9 protein-coding genes and 1 pseudogene are annotated in these 22808 nt (G+C 33.9%); 8 read left to right on the top strand and 2 right to left on the bottom strand.

The genetic code is table 11. From position 1 onward, the window contains the following. Positions 1-132 precede the first annotated feature (132 nt). On the top strand, positions 133-1050 hold the full coding sequence (locus tag BTOYO_RS00145) for a DMT family transporter (RefSeq protein WP_000234346.1): 918 nt from the start codon (positions 133-135) through the stop codon (positions 1048-1050). Between the two features lie 84 nt (positions 1051-1134). On the opposite strand, the gene secY is transcribed toward BTOYO_RS00145, so the two are convergent. Then, positions 1135-2439 (bottom strand): preprotein translocase subunit SecY, encoded by a 1305-nt coding sequence (gene secY / locus BTOYO_RS00140; protein WP_000490109.1) that lies wholly within the window; start codon positions 2437-2439, stop codon positions 1135-1137. A gap of 524 nt (positions 2440-2963) precedes the next feature. Here secY and BTOYO_RS00135 point away from each other — a divergent pair. From BTOYO_RS00135 to BTOYO_RS00105, 7 genes and pseudogenes are all read left to right on the top strand, one after another. After that, on the top strand, positions 2964-3479 hold the full coding sequence (locus BTOYO_RS00135; RefSeq protein ID WP_001091625.1) for a DinB family protein: 516 nt from the start codon (positions 2964-2966) through the stop codon (positions 3477-3479). Between the two features lie 557 nt (positions 3480-4036). Further along, the gene (locus tag BTOYO_RS00130; RefSeq protein WP_002038889.1) at positions 4037-5989 is read left to right on the top strand and encodes a bifunctional metallophosphatase/5'-nucleotidase; all 1953 of its coding nucleotides are present in this window, start codon (positions 4037-4039) and stop codon (positions 5987-5989) included. Positions 5990-6333: 344 nt separating this feature from the next. After that, positions 6334-8037 (top strand): M4 family metallopeptidase, encoded by a 1704-nt coding sequence (locus BTOYO_RS00125; protein ID WP_000799180.1) that lies wholly within the window; start codon positions 6334-6336, stop codon positions 8035-8037. A gap of 483 nt (positions 8038-8520) precedes the next feature. Beyond that, entirely contained in the window at positions 8521-11091 is a 2571-nt protein-coding gene (gene pulA / locus BTOYO_RS00120) for a type I pullulanase (protein WP_001223295.1), read from the top strand. 781 nt (positions 11092-11872) lie between these two features. Further along, positions 11873-12850, top strand: coding sequence for a SagB/ThcOx family dehydrogenase (locus tag BTOYO_RS00115; protein ID WP_023440954.1), 978 nt, complete (start codon positions 11873-11875; stop codon positions 12848-12850). 32 nt (positions 12851-12882) lie between these two features. Continuing rightward, positions 12883-19892, top strand: a pseudogene (locus tag BTOYO_RS00110) (amino acid adenylation domain-containing protein). 55 nt (positions 19893-19947) lie between these two features. Beyond that, entirely contained in the window at positions 19948-21402 is a 1455-nt protein-coding gene (locus BTOYO_RS00105; RefSeq protein ID WP_000164820.1) for a pyridoxal phosphate-dependent decarboxylase family protein, read from the top strand. An 88-nt stretch (positions 21403-21490) separates the two neighbouring features. On the opposite strand, the gene BTOYO_RS00100 is transcribed toward BTOYO_RS00105, so the two are convergent. Then, complete coding sequence (locus BTOYO_RS00100; RefSeq protein WP_000857948.1) at positions 21491-22447, bottom strand: alpha/beta hydrolase; 957 nt, start codon at positions 22445-22447, stop codon at positions 21491-21493. Positions 22448-22808: the final 361 nt, after the last annotated feature.

The following is a 22808-nucleotide window of genomic DNA, read 5'->3' as shown; positions in this document are numbered from 1 at the left end:
CCTTTTTATTTAATTAAAGCGAAAAATATAAAGAGAATCAACTACAATTTGATGTAACTGTTATAAGCATAGATACACTGTTATACACGAAACCCTCTATACTCATGTTAAGAGTAAAAAGGAGGAAGAAAAATGGTCATTTTCAATTATATTTTAGTATGTATTATTTTCGGCACAACATTTTTAACGATAAAAATCGGAATTGAAGCAGGAGCGCCTCCATTATTTTCAGCAGGAATTCGTTTCTTTTTAGCAGGAGTAATCTTAATGTTTATATTTAAGTTAAAGCGAAAAGAAATTATGCCGCATGTATTTTCAAAACGTATTATGTATGCTGGTTTTTGTTTAACGTTCATGACATTCGCATCTTTGTACTGGGCTGAACAATATATTTCTTCTGGGTTAGCTGCTGTACTTTCTGCAACAGGTCCTATGATGATTTTATTATTACAAGCAAGAAGAAATAAGAAAACATTGCAAAAGGAGCAATTTTTCGCTTTAATTATTGCGCTAATAGGTGTTATTTTTGTTTCTTTACCAGGAATGCATCAAGAAGTAAGTTTCATATGGAGTATTGCTTGTATTGTTTTAGTAGTAGGGGAGTTATTTTACGGAATAGGTTCTATTCGCTCAAAAGAAATACTTTCGGATTTACGAAGTGTATCACCATTTCTTATTAACGGTATTCAAATGTTTTATGGAGGGATTTTACTACTAATCGTATCATTCATAATAGAGCAGCCGAATGTAACTGTATTAACCTCATGGAGCGTACAGTGGCCTATTTTATATCTCATATTTATCGGATCAATTGGTGGGCACGGATTATATTACTGGCTTTTAGCAAAAACAAATCCTGTATTCCCATCGACGTGGTTATATGTATCACCGTTAATAGCAATTATTGTAGGATATATTGTTTTAGGAGAACCATTAAATCCGATGATGGGTATTGGAGCGTGTCTCATTTTGATTGGAGTATTTTTAGCAAATCGTTCTACAATCCGGACGTATTTCAAACAAGGGCGGTTATTAGAGAAGGAACTGTAGTTGGATAATGTAACAGCCCTGTATATTACCGGGGTAGTAAACGCAAAAACACAGTCGGGAAAATAACCAACTGTGTTTTTATAATTAATTAACTTTTTTAATAAACCCTTTATAATGACGTTTCACTAGTTGACTTTCTAACGTCTTCATCGTTTCTAGTGCTACACCGACGATGATTAGTAAGCTTGTACCACCAATTTGAGCAGAAGGTGGTAACGTAGCAATTTTCGTAAATACGAGTGGTAATATTGAAATTGCACCTAAGAAAATTGCACCGATAAATGTTAAACGGTATAAAATTTTGGTTACATATTGTTCTGTCGCTTTACCAGGACGAATACCAGGAACATAACCGTTTTGCTTTTTCAAATTCTCAGCCATTTGTTCAGGATTTACTTGAATAAATGCGTAGAAGTATGTGAAAGCAACGATAAGACCGACATAAAGCGTCATTCCAATTGGATGTGCAAAATCAAGATTTGCGACTAACCATTTGGATACGCCTGAATCAGGGAAGAGCTGCGCAATTGTACGCGGCGTCATTAAAAAGGCTGAAGCAAAGATTACTGGAATTACACCAGCGCTATTTACTTTAAGCGGTAAATGAGTGTTTTTTGCTCCTTGATATTGATTGTTTCCTGATACAGCTTTTGCGTATTGAATCGGTATTTTACGAACAGCTTGTTGAATGTAAATGACACCAACAACAATCGCTAAAATTACGAGTCCAATTAAAACCATTTTTATTATGTGCATGAATAATTGATCGCCTGCATTTTGAAATTGTTGCAAGTAAATTTGATTAGCAACATTCGGAATTGCCGCAACAAGTCCTGCGAAGATAATCATTGAAATCCCATTACCAACACCATTAGCGGTAATTTGTTCACCTAACCAAAGTAAAAATGCAGTACCTGCAGTTAAAACTGTCGCAATAAATAAGTATGTAGTCCAGCTTTGATCTGTTATTAATTGTCCACCTGCTATATTATTAAAACCATAAGACATCCCAATGGATTGTATGAATGCAAGAATGATTGTAAAGTATCGAGTAAATTGAGCTGACTTCTTACGGCCCATTTCACCTTGCTTTGCCCATTCCGAAAATTTAGGTATAACGTCCATTTGTAGTAATTGTACTATGATGGAAGCTGTAATATATGGTGTAATACCTACAGCGAAGATCGAGAAGTGTTGCAATGCTCCTCCACCAAATACGTTTAGCATACCTAAAACGTTGGCTTGATCTTGTACCTTTAATACCTCTGCGTTAGTATGAGGAACTGGAATAAATGTGCCAATTCGAAAAACAATTAGCATCGCTAGTGTAAAAAGAATTTTGTTTCTTATCTCAGCTACTCTCATGAAATTTGAAATCGTACGAAACATTATGTCGCCTCCTATATTTTTATCAGTTCAAAACTGATTATTATATCCCGATGAAGTAACCACAAACCTCCTTCCGCATTAAATTCATTTGACAAATGGAATTTCATACATTTTGCAGTTTTCACGGATATAAAAATATAAGGTGTTATACGAGCGACCTATTATCTTTTCGTAATCATTCAATACCCATAATATATCGAATAAATTAACAAATGTACATACATACGCATGAAAAATGAATAAATAGGGTGATTTTTTACATTTACTTAATGCTAGATTGATAATTAGGAACGTTTTACGTAGTTGTATCGAAAGGATTCAGTGGAAAGTATTATGGTGTAACTGTAGCACATGAAAACCTCAAGGATTTTGAGAAAACGCATATATTTCGTCGTGAATTAGAGAAACTATTAAAGCAAGAAAAGATTTGATTGAAATAGTAGTGAAGGAAAATCTTTTTTCTATAGAGAATATTTCTAACGTAGGAATCTAAGTATGTAGGTTCTAATGAAAGGAGAATTCACATGAATACATTTGTAAATGACAAGTTTGATGAAACGAGAAAGCAATTATTTGAGGAAATTACTTTGTTAAGTGATGCTCAATTTAATAGAAAACCAGATCAGGATAAATGGAGTATAGCACAAGTTTGTCATCACTTAGTTTTATTAGACGAGAGAGTTATAACAGTTATTTCGTCAGGATTAAAAAAGATGGATAGTATCCAAAATGAGCGTAAAGAAATTCACGCTATTGTATTAGATAGATCGATAAAATTTATAGCTCCAGAAATGATTGAACCAAGTATAGAAACATTTGAAGTACAGCAAATGATTGATTTGTTAAACAACGCTAGAAAAGAATTGATGCGTTTCCTGCGTACAATAGAAGATGAATCTATATTAGCGAAAAAATCAGTGATGCATCCAGCTCTTGGAGAATTACTTCTAGATCAGTGGATAGAACTGATCTATTTGCATGAACAGCGTCATATAGAACAAATTAAAGAGATAAAATTGCTTTGTGAAGTTGAAAAGTAAAAATCATTATCTTTTTATTGGGCGATTTGGGATAGTATCAAGGGTTCGAGTGATAAAATTCAAATCCTGATTAAAATTATGATGAATGTAGTTGAACGCAACTAATAAGCAGAAGAAAATACGAAACTAGCAGATCTTACTCCTGAAGAGGAAACGAACATTCGAAAAAAAACTGAATCCGATTTGCTGTATAAGTGGAACCCCGTCTTAAATGAAGAGCGGGGTTATTATTTTTGGAAGTGATCTCAGTATTTTCATATAGAAGGAAGTAAATTGGTAATGAAATCCGAAAATGAGTTATATGTCCAAAATTTTGAAAGCACATATACATCTACCGTTGGTTTAGCGCTCTTCACACGTTGGAGGAAGAAGTATTTTGTTAGAAAACGATAACATACTATTCTGTTAGGGGAAATATGCATTTGATTCTCTATATTTTCACAGTAAAACCACCTCCAAAATTATCTTTTGTAGTTGAATTTTTCCGAATAATAAGTTACATTTTTAAAGTTCAAGCAACTTTATGCCAGTACAAAAAGGGGAGAAATATTGTTATTATGCAAAAAATGAAATGGAAGAACTATGTATGCTATTTTATTATTCTTATGCTTCTTGTAACAGCAGTAACAGTCAAACCAGCTATTTCTAAGGCTGAGGAATCTGATGTTAACATTACATTGTTAGGTACTGCAGATATTCATGGTAGATTTATGCCTTGGGATTATGCGCTTGATGGAGCAAATATGAGTGGAAGTTTGACGCAGCTTTATACGGTTATAAAGAAGGTACGTCAAGAAAATCCAAATACCATATTAGTAGATGCCGGGGATACAATTCAAGGAAACTCAGTAGAATTATTCAACGATAAGCCACAATCGCCAATGATGGTAGCGATGAATACAATGGGATATGACGCCTGGGCATTTGGAAATCATGAATTCAACTTTGGATTAGATACATTGAAAAAAGTTAGTGAGCAATATAAAGGAAAGACGTTAGCAGGAAATATTTATAAGGAAAATGGAGAGCGTTTTCTTCCTGCATATACGATTGTTGAAAAAGGTGGAATTAAAGTCGGGATTATTGGTATGAATACACCAATGATTAGTGATTTTGAAAAAGGGACAGATCATTTGGATGGTTTAGTAGTGAAAAATCCAGTAGAAGAGACAAAAAAGGCAATTAAAGAATTAGAAGGTAAAGTAGATGTAATGGTAGGGGTTATGCATATGGGACTAGAAAATGAGAATGGAATCCCAGGTACTGGTGTTCAAGATATTGCGAATGCTTGTCCGGAACTAAGCGCTATTTTTGCGGCTCATATGCATAAACTTGTAAAAAAAGAAGTTGTAAATGGCGTAATTATTACAGAACCAGATAAATATGGAACGCATATTTCACGTATTGACCTTACTTTTACAAAGCAAGATGGAAAGCTTGTTTTAAAAGATAAAACAGCTACCGCTATACCTGTAAAAAATGCTGATGGAACAACAGTATTATCTGATTCTGCACTTGAAGAAACATTAACACCTTTTCATGAGTATGCAAGAGGAGATGCAAATGTTGTAGTTGCTCAATTAAAAGGGAGAAACCTTGTTCCTGAAAATGAAATAAAGGGTATTCCAAGTGTGCAGATTCAAGAGACACCTTTATCAGATTTCTTTCATGAAGTTATGCTCCATTACAGTAAAGCGGATGTAGTAGCCCATCAAATTGATAATGATTCTGCCCGTTTGGATATAGGGCCTATAAAGAAGAAAGATATTGCGTATAATTATCAATATGCTTTGGGAGAAATTACAGTTTACAAGATAACTGGAAAAGATTTAAAAGACTATATGGAATGGGCAGCAGGATATTTTAACTCATCTCGTGCCGGAGATGTAACAGTTAGTTTTGATAAAAACCGTCGCGCGTCTAAATACAGTACGAATGATTTCTTTGGAGGCGTAAAATACGAAATTGATTTAACAAAGCCATATGGTAGTAGAATTACAAATTTACGCTCTATTCGTACAAATAAACCGATTAAAATGAGCGATGTTATGACGCTAGGAATGAATGCGTATAGAATGGAGGCTCTACAGGCAAAAGGGGGAGCTTTAGAGGGACGTAAATTTGAACAAACTTGGTCATCTAAACAAGAGAATGCATTCGGAGAAACAGGTGGAACCATTCGTAACCTTGCTATTACGTATTTAAAAGAGGTAAAGAACGGTGTATATACGCCAAAAGTTATGCGTAATTGGAAAATTACTGGTGTAGATACACATTCTTCAGAGCATAAAGCTGTAGTTGATCTTGTAAATAAAGGGATTTTAGAAATTCCAAAAACAGAAGATGGAAAATATACAAATATAGCATCTATAAATACTAAAGATTCAATTACAAAAGAAGAGATTGTAGCACTCTCACAAAAAGCTAATATTAATCCAAATCAGTTTAATCATACAAAGACAAAAGGTGAATTTTATAAAAAACTTAGTAGGATTACTAAAAAAATATAAATTATAAGGTTTCTTATAGTAATTGTTATTTTAATAGCATTAAACCCACTCTTACAATAGTAAAGAGTGGGTTTTTATGTTGTTATTTAGATGTAAGTGTACTTTTATTAGAATAAATATAGGTAATTAATAACTAACCAATTGGATGAGCGCTGCCAAAAAGGATTCTTTTTTTATTCAAATTAATGTACTTATGTGTTCCGTTAATTATTTACAATATTGACCACAATTTATGTAATTTTGCATAATATTACATAAATTTTGTATTTTCTCTTTTTTTCGACATAAATAGACAGTATACTTTGTACAAGCTTTCTATTTCAAAAATTATACGAGGTGAAAAAATGAAAAACACAAAGACATTAACTAAGGTAGCATTAACAACAGGATTAGCTTTAACAGCTGTGGCACCATACGGAATAGGTCATGCAGAGGAAACAGATCAACTACAAGTTCAAATTCAGGAGGAATCGTTCCGTTCGGGTGAACTTACACAACCGTCACAAAAGGCACCAGAAAATGTAGTAAAGGATGCACTTAAGGAGAAAACAGAACAAGCTCTGTCCCAAAAACAAGTCAATGGAGAAACAGGAGTAGATTATAAAGTTCTTCAAAAACGTGATTCGTATGATGGGACTACACTCGTACGTATCCAGCAAACATATGAAGGAAAAGAAGTATATGGCCATCAATTAACCGCACACGTAGATAATAAGGGGGTTATTAAAAGTGTTTCAGGTGATAGCGCGCAAAATTTAAAACAAGAAGAATTGAAAAAAACTATTAATCTATCAAAAGATGAAGCAAAACAATATATTTTTACGAAGTACGGGAACGATATCAAGTTTATTTCTGAGCCAGAAATTAAGGAAGTTATTTTTGTTGATGAAAATAATGGACAAGCTAGCAATGCATACCAAGTTACATTTGAAGCTGCAACACCAAACTATGTTTCTGGAACTTATTTAGTAAATGCGCAAAATGGCAATATGTTAAAAAATATGGTACAAGAATCTAACTTAAAAGCAAGTGAAAAACTAGTTGGGGCCTTAAAGGAAAGTAAAAAAAGCAGTCTTACATCATTAACTGGAACAGGAAAAGATGATTTAGGTATTTCTCGTTCATTTGGTATTTCTAAACAAAGTAATGGCAAATATGCGCTTGCTGATTATACAAGAGGGCAAGGAATTGAAACTTATGATGTGAATTACAAAGATATTACTAAAGAAGAAAGCTATTATCCTGGTACATTAGCAACTAGTACTTCAACAACATTTAACGATCCAAAAGCAGTAAGTGCTCATTACTTAGCAACAAAGGTATTTGATTTTTACAAAGATAAATACAAGCGTAATAGTTTTGATAATAAGGGACAAAAGGTAGTTTCAGTTGTACATGCTTGGGATTCTGAAGATACGAACGATCCGAAAAATTGGCAGAATGCATTAAGTGCTAATAATGGAAGTATGCTTGTATATGGCGATCCTATCGTTAAAGCATATGACGTAGCTGGACATGAATTTACACATGCTGTTACTTCTAGCGAATCTAATCTTGAATATTACGGTGAATCTGGTGCAATCAATGAGGCACTATCTGATATTATGGGAACATCTATTGAGAAATACGTAAATAACGGAACATTTAACTGGACAATGGGTGAACAAACCGGATCTGTTTTCCGTGATATGGAAAACCCAGCTTCTGTGCCATCTTCACTTGGAGTACCTTATCCAGATGATTACAGTGAATTTAACGATTTTAATGGCTGGGATCAAGGCGGCGTTCATTTTAATTCAAGCATTATTAATAAAGTTGCGTATCTCATTGCAAAAGGCGGAACTCATAACGGAGTAACTGTTAAAGGAATTGGTGAAGATAAAATGTTTGATATTTTCTATTATGCAAATACAGATGAGTTAAACATGACTTCTAATTTCAAAGAATTGAAGTCTGCATGTATTCGAGTGGCAACTAATAAATATGGAGCGAATACAGCTGAAGTTCAAGCAGTTCAAAAGGCATTTGATGCAGCAAAAATTAAGTAAGTTAGAAGTATCATTTTCATTCTTATATTAATACATTATGAAAAACAGCTAATGTCACTTTAAGGATATTAGCTGTTTTTTTACACAGCAATGCATTATTGATAATAAACTTACTAAGCGATAATTAGGCTGTCTATCTTCAATACGTTGCGAATAATATATAAGGTTAAATGTATATAAAAACAGAAAATTAATAATATATTGACCTCTTGATAGAAAGTGCTATAGAATGAAAGCGATAACAAACGATTGCTTTAAAATGATTTCCCTGATCTTTTAGTATTTATAAGTATATAAAGGCATAAAAAATCTATTTTTTTAAGTTTTAATGCAAACGCTTTCGTATTAAAAGGTCATTGAAATACATATGTGAAAATAGCCAATATGGAGGTGAAGTAAAAGAGATTTCTAGTTTAATTTAAGCAGTGTAATTTATACGAGCATAATAAATCGCTCGTACTATTTAAAGAAAGGGTGTATGTGGTGCGAATAACAAAAAGATTAATTAACAAATCAGTTTTATTACTTACTATAATCGTTATGTTATCATCTGTTTTCTCTTTTCAGAATGTGAAGGCAGTTTCAAATTTAAAAACAACTGAAATTATCGTTCATTACAAAGAGCAGTCTGGAAACACAAAAGACTGGAATCTTTGGATGTGGGGAGAAAATGCAAATGGTAAATCATATGAATTTACTGGTGAAGATGAATTTGGAAAGTACGCAAAGATTAAAATAGATGGTGACTATAATCGTGTAGGATTTATTATTCGTACGAATGAGTGGGAAAAAGATGGTGGCGATCGTTGGATTGAAAATATAAAGGACGGTCGTGCTGAAGTATGGATTCTTTCGGGTGATGAAAAAGTATATAACTCTAAGCCTTCTTCAGATCTCACAATTCAAAAAGCTACTATTGATAGTTTTAATGAAATCACTGTAACGACTAATGTTCCTTTTAATATTAAGGAACAGAAAATTGAAATTGAGGGCATTAAAATTAAGGAAATTAATCCTTTTGATAAAAATGGTGGAGATATTACTAATAAGGTGAAAATAATTACAGAACAGAAAATTGATTTAAAACAGACATACAAAGTTAAAATAGAAAACTTAGCTTATACGAATACTGAAATCGGTAAAGTCATTCGTAGCGAAGAGTTTGATAAATTATTTTATTATAGTGGTAACGATCTAGGGAATATATATTCCCCGCAACATACAAAATTCCGTGTATGGGCTCCTACTGCGAGTGAAGCAAAGTTAGTTACATATAAAAAATGGAACGATAAAATAGGTACTGAAATAAACATGCAACAAGGTGAAAAGGGAACTTGGAAAGCAGAAATTAAAGGGAACCAAAAAGGTCTCTTTTATACGTATAAGGTGAAAATTGGGGATAAATGGACTGAAGCAGTTGATCCATATGTGCGTGCTGCTTCTGTAAATGGAGATAAAGGTGTAGTCATTGATTTAAACGAAACAAATCCGAAAAAATGGAAAGCAAATAAAAAACCGGAATTTAAAAAACCGGAAGATGCTATTATTTATGAATTGCATGTACGCGATCTTTCCATCCAACCTGAAAGTGGCATTAAACAGAAAGGAAAATATTTAGGGGTAACAGAAAAAGGAACAAAAGGGCCTGAAGGTGTAAAAACAGGACTTGATCATATGAAAGATCTTGGTGTTACGCACGTTCAGTTTTTACCGATATTTGATTATGCATCAGTCAATGAAGAAACTTTAAATGAACCACAATACAACTGGGGATATGACCCGAAAAACTTCAACGTCCCAGAGGGCTCCTATTCTACAAATCCATATGAGCCGACTGTTCGAATAACTGAATTAAAGCAAATGATTCAAGTGCTACATGATAATAATCTTCGTGTTGTAATGGATGTAGTATATAACCATATGTATAATGCGGCTGAATCTAATTTTCATAAGTTAGTTCCAGGTTATTATTACCGATACAATGAAGATGGAACATTTGCAAATGGAACTGGAGTAGGAAATGATACTGCTTCAGAACGAAAAATGATGAGGAAGTTTATGGTTGATTCTGTCACATATTGGGCAAAAGAATACAATTTAGATGGATTCCGTTTTGATTTAATGGGCATTCATGATTATGAAACAATGAATGAGATACGTAAAGCTGTTGATCAAATTGACCCTTCCATTATACTGCATGGAGAAGGCTGGGATTTAAATACACCTCTTGCAGCTGAGTTGAAAGCAAATCAAAAAAACGCGGAGAAAATGAAAGGGATTGCTCATTTTAACGATAATATACGTGATGGATTGAAAGGTAGTGTATTTGAAGAGAAAGAAAATGGTTTTGTAAATGGAAAGCAAAACATGGAAGACCGTATTAAAAAAGGCATTACAGCAGGCATTGACTATGATACAAATTCGTCTACCTATCAAGATCCGGAACAGGTATTAACTTATGTGGAAGCTCATGACAATCATACATTATGGGATAAACTTGAGTTAACTAATCCAGGTGACAGTGCAGAAGTGCGAAAACAAATGCACAAATTGTCTTCTTCAATTTTATTAACATCACAAGGAATTCCATTTTTACATGCAGGGCAAGAGTTTATGCGCACGAAATATGGTGATCATAACAGTTACAAATCTCCTGATTCAATTAACCAGATGGATTGGTTACGCCGTGCAGCATATAATAATGAAGTAGATTATATGAAGGGCTTAATAGATTTACGCAAAAAGTACCCAGCTTTTCGAATGACATCTACTGAGCAAATTAAAAAGCATATATCATTTATAGATGCTCCCAAAAATGTTATAGCTTATTCAATAGATGGAAAGGGCAATGGGAATAAAAATGAAAACTTTATGGTGGCTCACAATGCAAATAGAGAATCCGTTGACATAACTTTGCCATCGAAAGGTCCTTGGAAAGTACTAGTAGATGGTAAGCAGGCAGGTAGTAAAACACTTTATGTTGTCCATAATAATAAAATTAAAGTTCCTGCATTAAGTTCATTCGTTTTAAAAACAGCGAAACCGATTAAATAAAAGCAAGTCATGTGGAAGTATATACTGAATTGAGTACATGTAATAAGGATTGTACATGCAAAAAGCGAAGTGACGGTTATTTTCACTTCGCTTTTAAAATTAAATTAATATAATTTCACATACTGTAATTATATTACAATTTAATAAAGGAAATAGACAAGAAATTATTTCTATTGTAACAGTAGGAGGAGAAGATATCTTTGTATTAATTCCTACAAATCGTTTAAAAAATAGCAAACATGAAAAAGTATATGGAATTAAAATAGAGAAAAGACACCATTTAAGGTGTCTTTTCTCTATTTTAAATACGATATGTTAGTAAATAACTTGTATGTAAAAGTAAGTTGCATTTTCACACTAACTTCAAAAGAAAAATATTAAATTCTTTTCTTAAGCTATATGTAATAAATCTCATTAGAAAATTTTATTGCTATAACAAATAAAACTTTCTCAATATTATTGTGTTTAATAACTATATCCATCTGCTTTCCAATCCATTACAATAATTTCACATTGGAAATACACGAATATTCCCAATGTTCTAAATGGTTTATACCTTATAGGATTACTATGGGAAAGGATGTGAAATGTCTAATAAAAAAATATTTTTTATGATGAAATAAAAAATTTTAATGAAGAAAAAGTTATTTTATTATTCTCAAGCTTTATTGAAGTACATGTATTTATAATCACTTCGAGACAAGAGGAAGAATCTAAAAATTATTTTTGTAGATTAGAAAAGTGTATTTGAAAATTAAGTTAAAAGTTTATGGAGGGTTATATGAGCGAGAAAATTTATTATTGGTCTCCTATTAAACATTGGGAGAAGTTGCATAATGAAGTTTTGATAGGGGAAATGAGATTTACAGGTATTCTGTCTGAGTGGTTTCCTGAGTTTTATTTTTTGACTCAAAAAGGTGTGAAAATTAGTGAACTAGTAGAACGCTTTTCTTTAGGAAATGTAGAAGAGACACAAAAAACAATAGAGCTTATGATAAAAAATCGTGTGTTAGTAAGTAACATATTACACCCAAGAGAAGTATTTTCCACACAAGAAAAGATTTTTCCAAATCCATATAGCGACCAGATTCGCTTTTCTAAAGAATATTTAGATATGTATATGAGTGAACAATTGAATCGAACGCACGTTTCTGCGCGACCAGCCGAAATTCAACTTGAAACAACAAATGAGCTACCAACTATAATCAAGGAGCGTAGGTCTTGTCGCCAATTCGATATGAAAAAACATATTAGTTTTTTAGAATTTTCCCAATTCATATCAACTCTAAAACAGGTTAGGAAAGAAAATATATACTATCATTACGCAAGTGCAGGCGGGCTCTACCCTATTGATATCTTTATTTATATAAAACCAAAACGTATAGAAGGTATGAAAGCTGGATTTTATTATTATAACCCATCAAAAAACTGTCTTGTGATTGTAAATAATATTGATCAAGTAATCAAAAGTGATCATGAGTTAATTAACCAAGATTTATTTACTCAGTCTGCCTTTTCAGTTTATTTGGTTTATAATGCGAACGCTTCCATCCCAAAATACGGTTCAGATGGATATTTATTTGCTTGTATTGAGTCTGGTATTATCACTGCTACCTTAAATATGGTGGCTGAGACTTTGAATTTAGGCGTTTGTTCAGTTGGTCATATGAAATTTGAAGAGATTGAGAAATTTTTATGTTTGGATAGCCATCAAGTATTTCTCCATGGGCTTGAAGTTGGCTTGAAAATTAACGAATAGATGAAATGAATATTAGGGGGATAAAGATAAAAATGCACATTAAAGATCGAAGTTCGATTCATGAAAATAAAGGGGTAGAGGCGTTTTGGAAGGAGCAGTTATCTTCCGAGGTTCTCGATTTTTCTGTATTTAATAGCGGTTACCAACTAAATAAAGAAAATCCTTGCGAGCACGTTCAAGTCATAATGAATGTAGAGTTTAGTAAAAGTATACAAAAAGTAAGTAAGTCTCAAGATTTATTATTATTTAGTTGGTTACAGGCCACGTTAAGGATTTGTTTGGCACACTATACAGATCAAGAAAAAATTACTATTGGTATTCCTGTAATTGAAAAAAATCTTGAACAAAGCGAGAATCTTAATAAATTGATTCCTTTAGGAAGTGAAATCCATCCTCATCACAGCTTTAAAGAAGTAGTAAATCAGATTGAACAAGCGACTTTATTCGGGTATGACAATCAGAGTTATCCACTTTCTGAATTATTAGCGAAACACCATTTAACTCCTTTTCAAATTGTTATTGGGATGGAAGGATTACATAATAAAAATTCGATAGAAGAATACGCAGAGAATAATTTAGCCATATGGATACGAAGAAAATGGAATGAAATACATAATGAATTTGAATTTCAAATTTCTTTCAAGTCTCATTCATTCTCTTCTTTGCAACAGTTTGCAAATTCATATCTTTATGTTTTAAAGCAAGTGTCAACAAATTCGAATTTGGCTGTGAAAGATATTTGTATCATTTCAGAAGAAGAGAAAGAGTTGCTAAAAGAATTGAATCAAGGTCAGGCGGACATAGAATTGTCTCAATCATTTCAAGATTTGTTTGAGAAGCAAGTATCAAAAACCCCAGATCAAATTGCTGTTGTTTGTAATGATCAATCTTTGACATATAGAGAATTGAATAAGAAAGCAAATCAATTGGCTTCTATTCTTCAAAGTAAAGATGTTTCGACAGAAAGTATTATTGGGGTTATGGTGGATCGGTCATTAGAAATGATCATTGGTATGGTGGGGATATTGAAAGCCGGAGCAGCATATTTACCAATCGATCCTAATTATCCAAATGAACGAATTGAATATATGTTACAAGATAGTCAAGCAAAATGTTTACTGAGCAAGCGAACAGAAGTAGAATTGCCACAATTTGCGGGTGAAGTGCTGTATCTTGATGAGGGGCATTTCTTCCAAGGTGAAGAAAGTAATTTAGTTCGAGAAAGTCATCCTAATGATTTGGCTTATGTTATTTACACATCAGGATCGACAGGAAATCCAAAAGGAGTAATGGTGGAACAGAAATCGCTTGTCCATTTTTTAAGTGTAATGAGAGAAAAAGTAAAAGATAATCATTCATTCTTGTTTCTTGCTAGTGTATCTTTTGATATTTCCCTGTTAGAAATATGTCTTCCTTTAACTCAAGGTTCGAAAGTAGTTATTGCTACAGAGGACCAGTTTGCAACAAAAGAATTGGCTCATTTGGTCAAAGAGCATAATGTGGATCTATGGGAGTCAACGCCATCGCGAATGGAAGTTATTTTGAGTGATCCAGAAGGGGCAAATTTTCTAAAAGATTTAAAATCTATTTTGTTAGCAGGAGAAGCATTTTCCATTGATTTGGTTGAAAAGATTCGATGTATTAGTGAAGCAACGATTTTAAATATTTATGGTCCTACAGAAACAACTATTTGTGCAACAGTAAAGGATTTAAGCACTGCCAAAGAAGTTACGATTGGAAATCCCAATCCGAATTATCATTCCTATATATTGAATAAGTATGGTCAATTAAAACCATTTGGAATTCCGGGTGAACTCTGCATTGCTGGCGTGGCGGTAGCACGAGGGTATCTTGGTAAACCTAAACTGACAGATGAAAAGTTTGTACAGAGTCCATTTATGGTAGGAGAAATGATGTATCATACGGGTGATCTTGTTCGTTGGTTGCCTAATGGGGAGCTTGAATATCTAGGTCGAATGGATCATCAAGTGAAAATTCGGGGGTATCGGATTGAATTAAGAGAAATCGAAAGTCAGTTAAGGGAGTATCCAGAAATAAACCAAACTATTGTTGTTGATCAAGTATATGGAAATAGGAAATTATTAGCTGCTTACTATGTATCGGATAATAAGGTCCCTTTTGGTGAAATCAGAAAATATTTAAGTGATAAATTACCTGAGTTCATGATTCCTGAAAAAATGATTCAGGTGGAAGAGATTCCGTTGAATCCAAATGGGAAAGTAGATAGGAAAAGGTTATTGGATATAACACAAACTGATTATGTATCAATTCCATACGTTGCCCCGCGCAATGAAATTGAACAAAAATTGGTGCATGCATGGGAAAAAGTTATGGAGATTGAGGGAATTGGTATTCATGATAATTTTTTCGCACTAAAAGGAGAATCGATTAAAGCATTACAGGTAATAAATTTATTAAGAAAAGACTGTTTGAAAATAAGTACAACAGATTTTTTTAAGCACCCTACGATTGCTCAACTTAGTTCTTGTATAGAGGTAGAGCATAAAGAGGAAAGGTTTGAAAATAGACCAACTCATGTTAAAAATTTGTCTAAGCCATTTCCCTTAACAGAAGTTCAGACAGCGTATATGTTAGGAAGGAATTCACAGTTTGAATTAAGTGGTATTTCACCTCAAACATATTTTGAATATGAAACAGAATTGGATATCAATCGTCTTTCAAAAAGTCTTCAAAAGGTAATTCATCGTCATCCAATGTTGCGAGCTGTAATTTTACCAGAGGGAAAACAGCAAATATTAGAAAGTGTTCCTGATTACGAGATTGAAATAGTGAGCCTCATAGATTTAGATGATGGGAAACAAAATGCTCGCTTGCGAGAAGAACGTTCTCGAATGACTAACCATGTATTCCCTTTGGGGCAATGGCCTTTGTTTGAATTAAAAGCCTTTCTTGTAAAAGAAGACACGTATTTATTATGTTTTCGATACGATGCTTTATTAATGGATGGAGCTAGTATGAACATTGTTGGACAGGATTTGTTTCATTATTATTATAAACCAGAGCAAAGATTAGGACCTCTATCTTTTGATTTTCAAGATTACATGTTTATTTATAATGAAATGGAACAAAGCACAGAATATAAAACAGCAAAAGATTATTGGACAAGTAAGCTTCCTGATTTTCCATTTGCGCCTTCCTTGCTGTTAAAAAAGGACCCGATAGAGATTGCTATTCCTAAATTCCAATCACTTACTAAAATCCTAGACAATGAAAAATGGACAAAGCTACGAAAGTTAGCACAAGAGAAAGAAGTAACTCCTTCTGCTCTGCTTTGTACAATATATGGTGATGTGTTGGCATATTGGAGTAATCAACATCGATTGGCAATTAATTTGACTGTATTTAACCGTTATCCTGTTCATGAAGAAGTAGAGAAAATTGTGGGAGATTTCACTTCACTCATCTTGTTGGATATTGATGTAAAACCAGAGCAATCTTTCTTTACTAGAGTAAAAGAAACGCAATCTACTTTATTAGATGGCCTTGAACATCGCCATTACGATGGAGTTAATTTCATTCGAGATTTTACTCGATATCATCAAATGACGCCAAAAGCAGTTATGCCAATTGTTTTCACCTCGATGCTAGCAGGTGCGGGTGCTTTTGCTTGGGAACAGCTTGGTTCACTTCGCCATATTCATGCTCGGACTCCACAAGTGTATTTGGATAATGTGGTAATTGAAAAAAATGGAGAGTTATTAATTAGCTGGAACTATGTTGAAGAATTGTTTGATGTTGATGTGATAGAAGCAATGTTCGCCCAATTTGTTGACTTATTGGAACAATTGGTGAAACAAAGCGACGTAACATCTTTGCAGATGAAAGAATCGGATCAAACTTTAACTGAGCAATACAATGAGACAACAGAAAAAATACCTTCAACTACTCTGTATCAATTATTTACAGACCAAGTAAAACGCACACCGGATGAAGTAGCAGTGGTTTTTGAACAAGATTGGTTAACATACTCGGAGCTCCATAAGCGTTCCAATCAAGTTGCGCACTTTTTAAAAGAACAAGGAATTGGTCTAGGTGACAAAGTTGGTCTTTTAGCACAAAGACGAGTTGAGACAATTGTTAATATGATAGGTATTCTAAAAGCGGGTGCCGCGTATGTACCGATTGATCCTGACCATCCTTTAGATCGTCAAACATATATTTTAGAAAATAGCACATGCAAACTTTTATTAGAAGCTAGTCTTTATGAAGAAAGGCATTTGTCATTATATACAACAGAAGATATGCCTGCCATTGCTGGTCCGGAAGATCTTGCCTATATTATCTACACTTCAGGAAGTACTGGAAAACCGAAAGGAGTAATTATTACTCATCAAGCGGTTTCAAATACAATTCAAGATATTAATCAAAAATATCAGGTAAATGAAGATGATCGTACTATTGGTATTTCTTCCATGTGTTTTGATCTATCTGTATACGATATTTTCGGAACTTTGAGCACAGGTGCAATGTTGGTAATGATTCGTGATCCAAGAGACATGCAAGAATTAATCCGTACTGTCGAACGTAGAGGAATTACAATTTGGAATACAGTGCCTGCAATCATGGATTTGGCATTGGAGCAAGTAGGTTCTCATTTTGAACATTCTTCCTTGCGTTTAGTTTTACATAGTGGAGATTGGATTCCACTTTCTTTACCAGAAAAATAAAACGACATTTTCCAATTGCAGAAGTAATTTCACTAGGAGGAGCAACAGAAGCATCGATTTGGTCAATTTATTATCCGGTCAATCAGGTAGCATCACATTGGAATAGTATTCCATACGGGATGCCTTTGGCAAACCAAACGTATTATGTGTTGAACTATGAAAAGAAAATGTGCCCTGTTGGTGTAATTGGGGATTTATATATCGGGGGAGTGGGCCTTGCTAAAGGATATTTAAATGATGAACAGAAAACAAATGAAGCATTTGTATCACATCCTGATTTTGGTCTTATATACAAGACAGGAGACTGTGGAAAAATGCATCCTGAGGGATATATTGAATTTTTAGGCCGACAAGATTATCAAGTCAAAATTCAAGGATATCGAGTAGAGTTAGAAGAAATCGCCCATTGTCTTCTCACTTACAGACAAGTCGAACATGCAGTAGTGATTGATCAGACAGATGAGTATGGAATAAAATTTTTAGTCGCATATGTGGTAACTGAGCAAAATATTAGCACAACAGAACTACGAAAGCATTTGCGAGATCACTTGCCAGATTACATGATTCCTTCTTATTTTGTTTATTTGGAACAATTGCCCTTGACTCCAAACGGGAAATTAGATAGAAAAGCACTCCCTACTCCGGCGAAACAAAAAAGTGAAGTATTTATTGCTCCAAAAACTGAAATGGAAAAAATATTAACTAGTGTTTGGCAAGAAGTACTCAAAGTAGATCGGATTGGAGTAAATGATCATTTCTTTGCCTTAGGTGGAGATTCGATAAAAGCTATTCAAGTTTCCGTCAGACTGTATAGACAAGGATTTGAGCTAGAACCAAAAAATTTATTTTCATTTCCTATATTAGGAGACATGGTTCAATTTGTTAAAAAGCTAGAATATCTTCCAAATTCGCAAACAAGTGATGTAAACAAAATGAACGATAATAAAGTTACATCACTAAATGTTAAAGATAAACAGCTTAATCAACATACACTCATCAAAATACAAGAAAAAATGCCCGAAATAAAAATAGAACGTATTTACCCATTGGCACCTTTCCAGGAAGTTATTTATGAGCATGCTGCGACTGAACCTGATACAAATGCATATTTCGAACAAACAATTTGGGCACTTGAGGGGGAGCTGGATATTAATCTCTTTATTCAGTGTTTCCAACAATTAGTTGCTCGTCATGATTCTCTAAGAACCATAATTGTGCAAGATGAACAAGCACAACCTTGGCAAGCTGTTCTACAAGATGTTCAAATGATTTCAGAGATAAAAAACTTGATTGAGATGACGAAACAAGAACAGCAAGAATTCCTAGACCAGTGGATGAATGAAAATTTAAGTCAAGGATTCAAAAATGATGAACTCATGACCCGTCTCTGTATATTCCAACTAGGTAATAACGAGCATAAGGTGGTTTGGAGTTCCCATCATCTATTATGTGATGGTTGGAGCGTCAGCATTTTGATAGACGAATTATTCCAGCTCTATGAAACAATAAATGCGGGAACTACGGCAGAGTTACCTATGGTGAAACCTTTTGAGACATTCATAGATTGGACTGTAACACGTGATCATGAAAAAGCACGTCATTTTTGGCGGGATTATTTATCAGGATACAATCGGAAAATTAGCATTCCTAAAAAGAAAGTACCAACTCAAAGTGAAGGGTTAAATTTCATATTTAAGGATTTAACATTAGATAAGGATTTGACTAATCAGTTACAGACATTTGTAACTAAAAACAATATAACTATGAATTCAGCATTACTGGCTGTATGGGGAATATTGCTTGGCAAATACAACGGAGTGAGAGAAGTAGTATTACCTAATCTAGTATCAGTCAGACCTCCCGAAGTAGAAGGGATTGAAAATATGTTCGGTCTGTTCACAAATGTTTTGCCTATCCGACTAGCATGGACAGAAACGCAATCTTTTGTGGACTTCCTGCAAAAAGTACAACTAGAAACATTGAAATGTAATGAGTATGCATACTATTCATTTGTTGACATACAAAAACAAAGTGAATTAAAAAATCAGTTGACTGACCATCTTTGGGTTTTTGAAAACTATCCGACTAACCCAGCTATCTTTTCTTCAAATGAAAACAGAAATTTTGCCATCACAGATTATGAAGTTGTTGATGAGCCGCATGTAAAGTTTGGAATTATGTGCTTCCCTGAAGAGAAACTTACAATAAAGTTTGGATATGATCAAACCGTATATGAAGCGGAAAAAATACAGGAAATATTGAATCACATCCATCAGTTAATCAACACAATTCTTCAAAATCCAATACAGGCAATCGGTGATTACAAATTATAAAAAATAAAAAGGCGAGCAAGAACTCGCCTTTTTAAATAGAATAGGAGTAAACCAAATGACAAAAAACTTGCAGTTATCAGCCGAAGAGATGCGTCAGTTAGGATATCAAGCTGTGGACTTGATTGTTGATCATATGAATCATTTAAAAAGTAAACCAGTTTCGGAAACAATTGATAGTAATATTTTTAGAGACAATCTAATTGAAACAATTCCAGAAAACGGATCCAACCCAAAAGAGTTACTTCATTTTCTTAATAACAATGTGTTTAATCAAATTACTCATGTGGACCATCCTCATTTTATGGCTTTTGTGCCAGGTCCGAATAATTATGTTGGTGTAGTAGCAGATTTTTTAGCAAGTGGGTTTAATGTATTCCCTACAGCTTGGATAGTAGGTGCAGGTGCGGAACAAATTGAATTAACGACAATCAACTGGTTAAAATCAATGCTAGGATTCCCTGATTCAGCTGAAGGGCTATTTGTCAGTGGCGGTTCCATGGCTAATTTGACTGCACTTACTGTAGCGAGACAGGTCAAGTTGAATAATGACATAGAAAATGCGGTTGTGTATTTTTCTAACCAAACTCATTTTTCTGTAGATCGAGCACTTAAAGTATTAGGTTTTAAAAATTCTCAAATTTGCCGAATTGAAACAGATGAAGATTTAAAAATTTCAGTTAGTACTTTAAGAAAGCAAATAAAAGAAGATCGATTAAAAGGAAAAAAACCATTTTGTGTTATTGCTAATGCAGGGACAACGAATTGCGGAGCAGTTGATGCTCTTAATGAATTGGCTGATCTCTGTAGTGATGAAGATGTATGGCTGCATGCGGATGGGGCTTATGGGGCTGCAGCAATTCTTAGCGAAAAAGGAAGGGAGTTGTTAAGTGGAATTCATCGTGCCGATTCTTTGACGTTAGACCCGCACAAATGGCTTTTTCAGCCTTATGATGTTGGTTGTGTACTCATTCGAAATAGCCAATATTTAAGTGAAACATTCCGTATGATCCCAGAGTATATTAAGGATACAGAAACTAATATAGAAGAAAAAGTGAATTTTGGGGAGCGTGGAATTGAACTTTCTCGTAGATTTAGGGCATTAAAGGTATGGCTTTCTTTTAAAGTATTTGGAGTCTCAGCTTTTCGCGAGGCAATTGCTCATGGCATTATGTTGGCTGAACAAGTTGAAGAGTTTTTAAGGAAAGAAAAAGATTGGGAAGTGGTAACACCTGCACAGTTAGGAATTGTTACTTTTCGTTATATTCCATGTGAGCTAACATCTACAGATACAATTCATGAAATAAACAAAAAACTGGTGGAAGAAATTAATCAAAGAGGATTTGCTATGCTAAGTACGACTAAATTAAAAGGAAAAGTAGTAATTCGACTTTGCTCTATCAACCCAAGGACAACAAAAGAAGAAATAATTCAAATCATGATGAACATAAAAGCATTGGCAGAGGAAATAAACACATCGCCTAAACATCTTATATCCGTTTCTCAACCTTGATATATTAGGTGAATTTTACACATTAATAGCCGATTCTAAATGAGAATCGGCTATTATACTATTTACGAGTGTTTTTCTTGTATAGGGATTAAGCCTCAACCTTAGAGACTCTTTTGAAACCGGTCTTTACTGCTTGTACCATTTCGTTTACAGCGTAAATAGATACATCGGCATTTTGATTTAACCCTTCAAACCAGTGATAGGCATTTGGATATAAATGAAACTCGACATCAACACCAGCTTGCGCTAGTTTGCTTACATAGGTTAATGTTTCACTGCGGAATGGATCTAATTGGCCAACAAATGTGTAAGTATATGGTAAGTCACTATAATCCTCCGCTCGGGAAGGCGCTGCATAGGCAGGGATTTTATCCGTTCCATACATTTCTCCTAAATACATTTTCCACCCAGCTTCATTTGCTTTTTGGTTCCAAACAAATCCCTCTTTAATTTCATTCGCTGAAGGTGTATTATTTCGGTCATCAATCATTGGATATAGTGGCATTTGTAAACAAATTGAAGGATATTTTCGATCTCGCGCTAATAATGATAATGCTGCTGTTAGTCCACCGCCAGCACTTACTCCTGCAACCCCAATTCGATTCGAATCAATGTTTAATGACTTTGCATTATCAGCGATCCATTTTAAAGCTGAATAACAATCCTCAATTGGTGCTGGGTAAGGGTGTTCAGGTGCTAAGCGGTAGTCTACAGATACGACCACACAGCCAGCTTCTTTTGCAAATCTCATACAAGTATCATCGTTATCATCTATAGAACCTAAGATATAACCACCACCATGTATCCATAATAAGACAGGTAAAAATTCATTATTTGATTTTGGACGATAAATTCTTAATGGTAACGGATTATCATCAGGTCCAATAATGATTTCATCAGTTAACGAAAGGGATTCATCAACAACGGTAGGTGGTCTCATTTGAGCTATTCCTTCTCTGATTGATTGCAAGTTTTCCGGGCGTAAATCGAGATCTGGAAACATCTCTAACCCTTGTAATAACTCTGGATTTACTCTTGTTTTCATTTTAGCACCTCTATTTGTAATTGTTTTCGAATAAATGAAGTGTATTCTAAGTAGTTTAATTGTGAAAAAACATCACAATTAAATTGTAAATTGAATATGTCTTAGCAGTCAACAGAATATTCGGAAATCAGAACCTTTCTCAAGAAGGAGTTTCATGCAACCAGTAATACAAGTGATTAATTTAGGAGTAAAGTGTTTTCATGTCGTTGTAGTTATTTACAAGTAGTTTTCTAATTGAACCAAGAGGTGATCCGTTTTATTTTAATGGCATATTGCAACGGATACATGTTCGAATTCATATTCGGAAAGGATTAATACATTTGTATTCCTTAATATATAATTTAGGAAAATACTCATGGGC

Source organism: Bacillus toyonensis BCT-7112 (assembly GCF_000496285.1).
Lineage (GTDB): Bacteria > Bacillota > Bacilli > Bacillales > Bacillaceae_G > Bacillus_A > Bacillus_A toyonensis.
The sequence above is the reverse complement of the archived record's forward strand: the minus strand, read 5'-3'. Positions and strand labels throughout refer to the sequence as shown.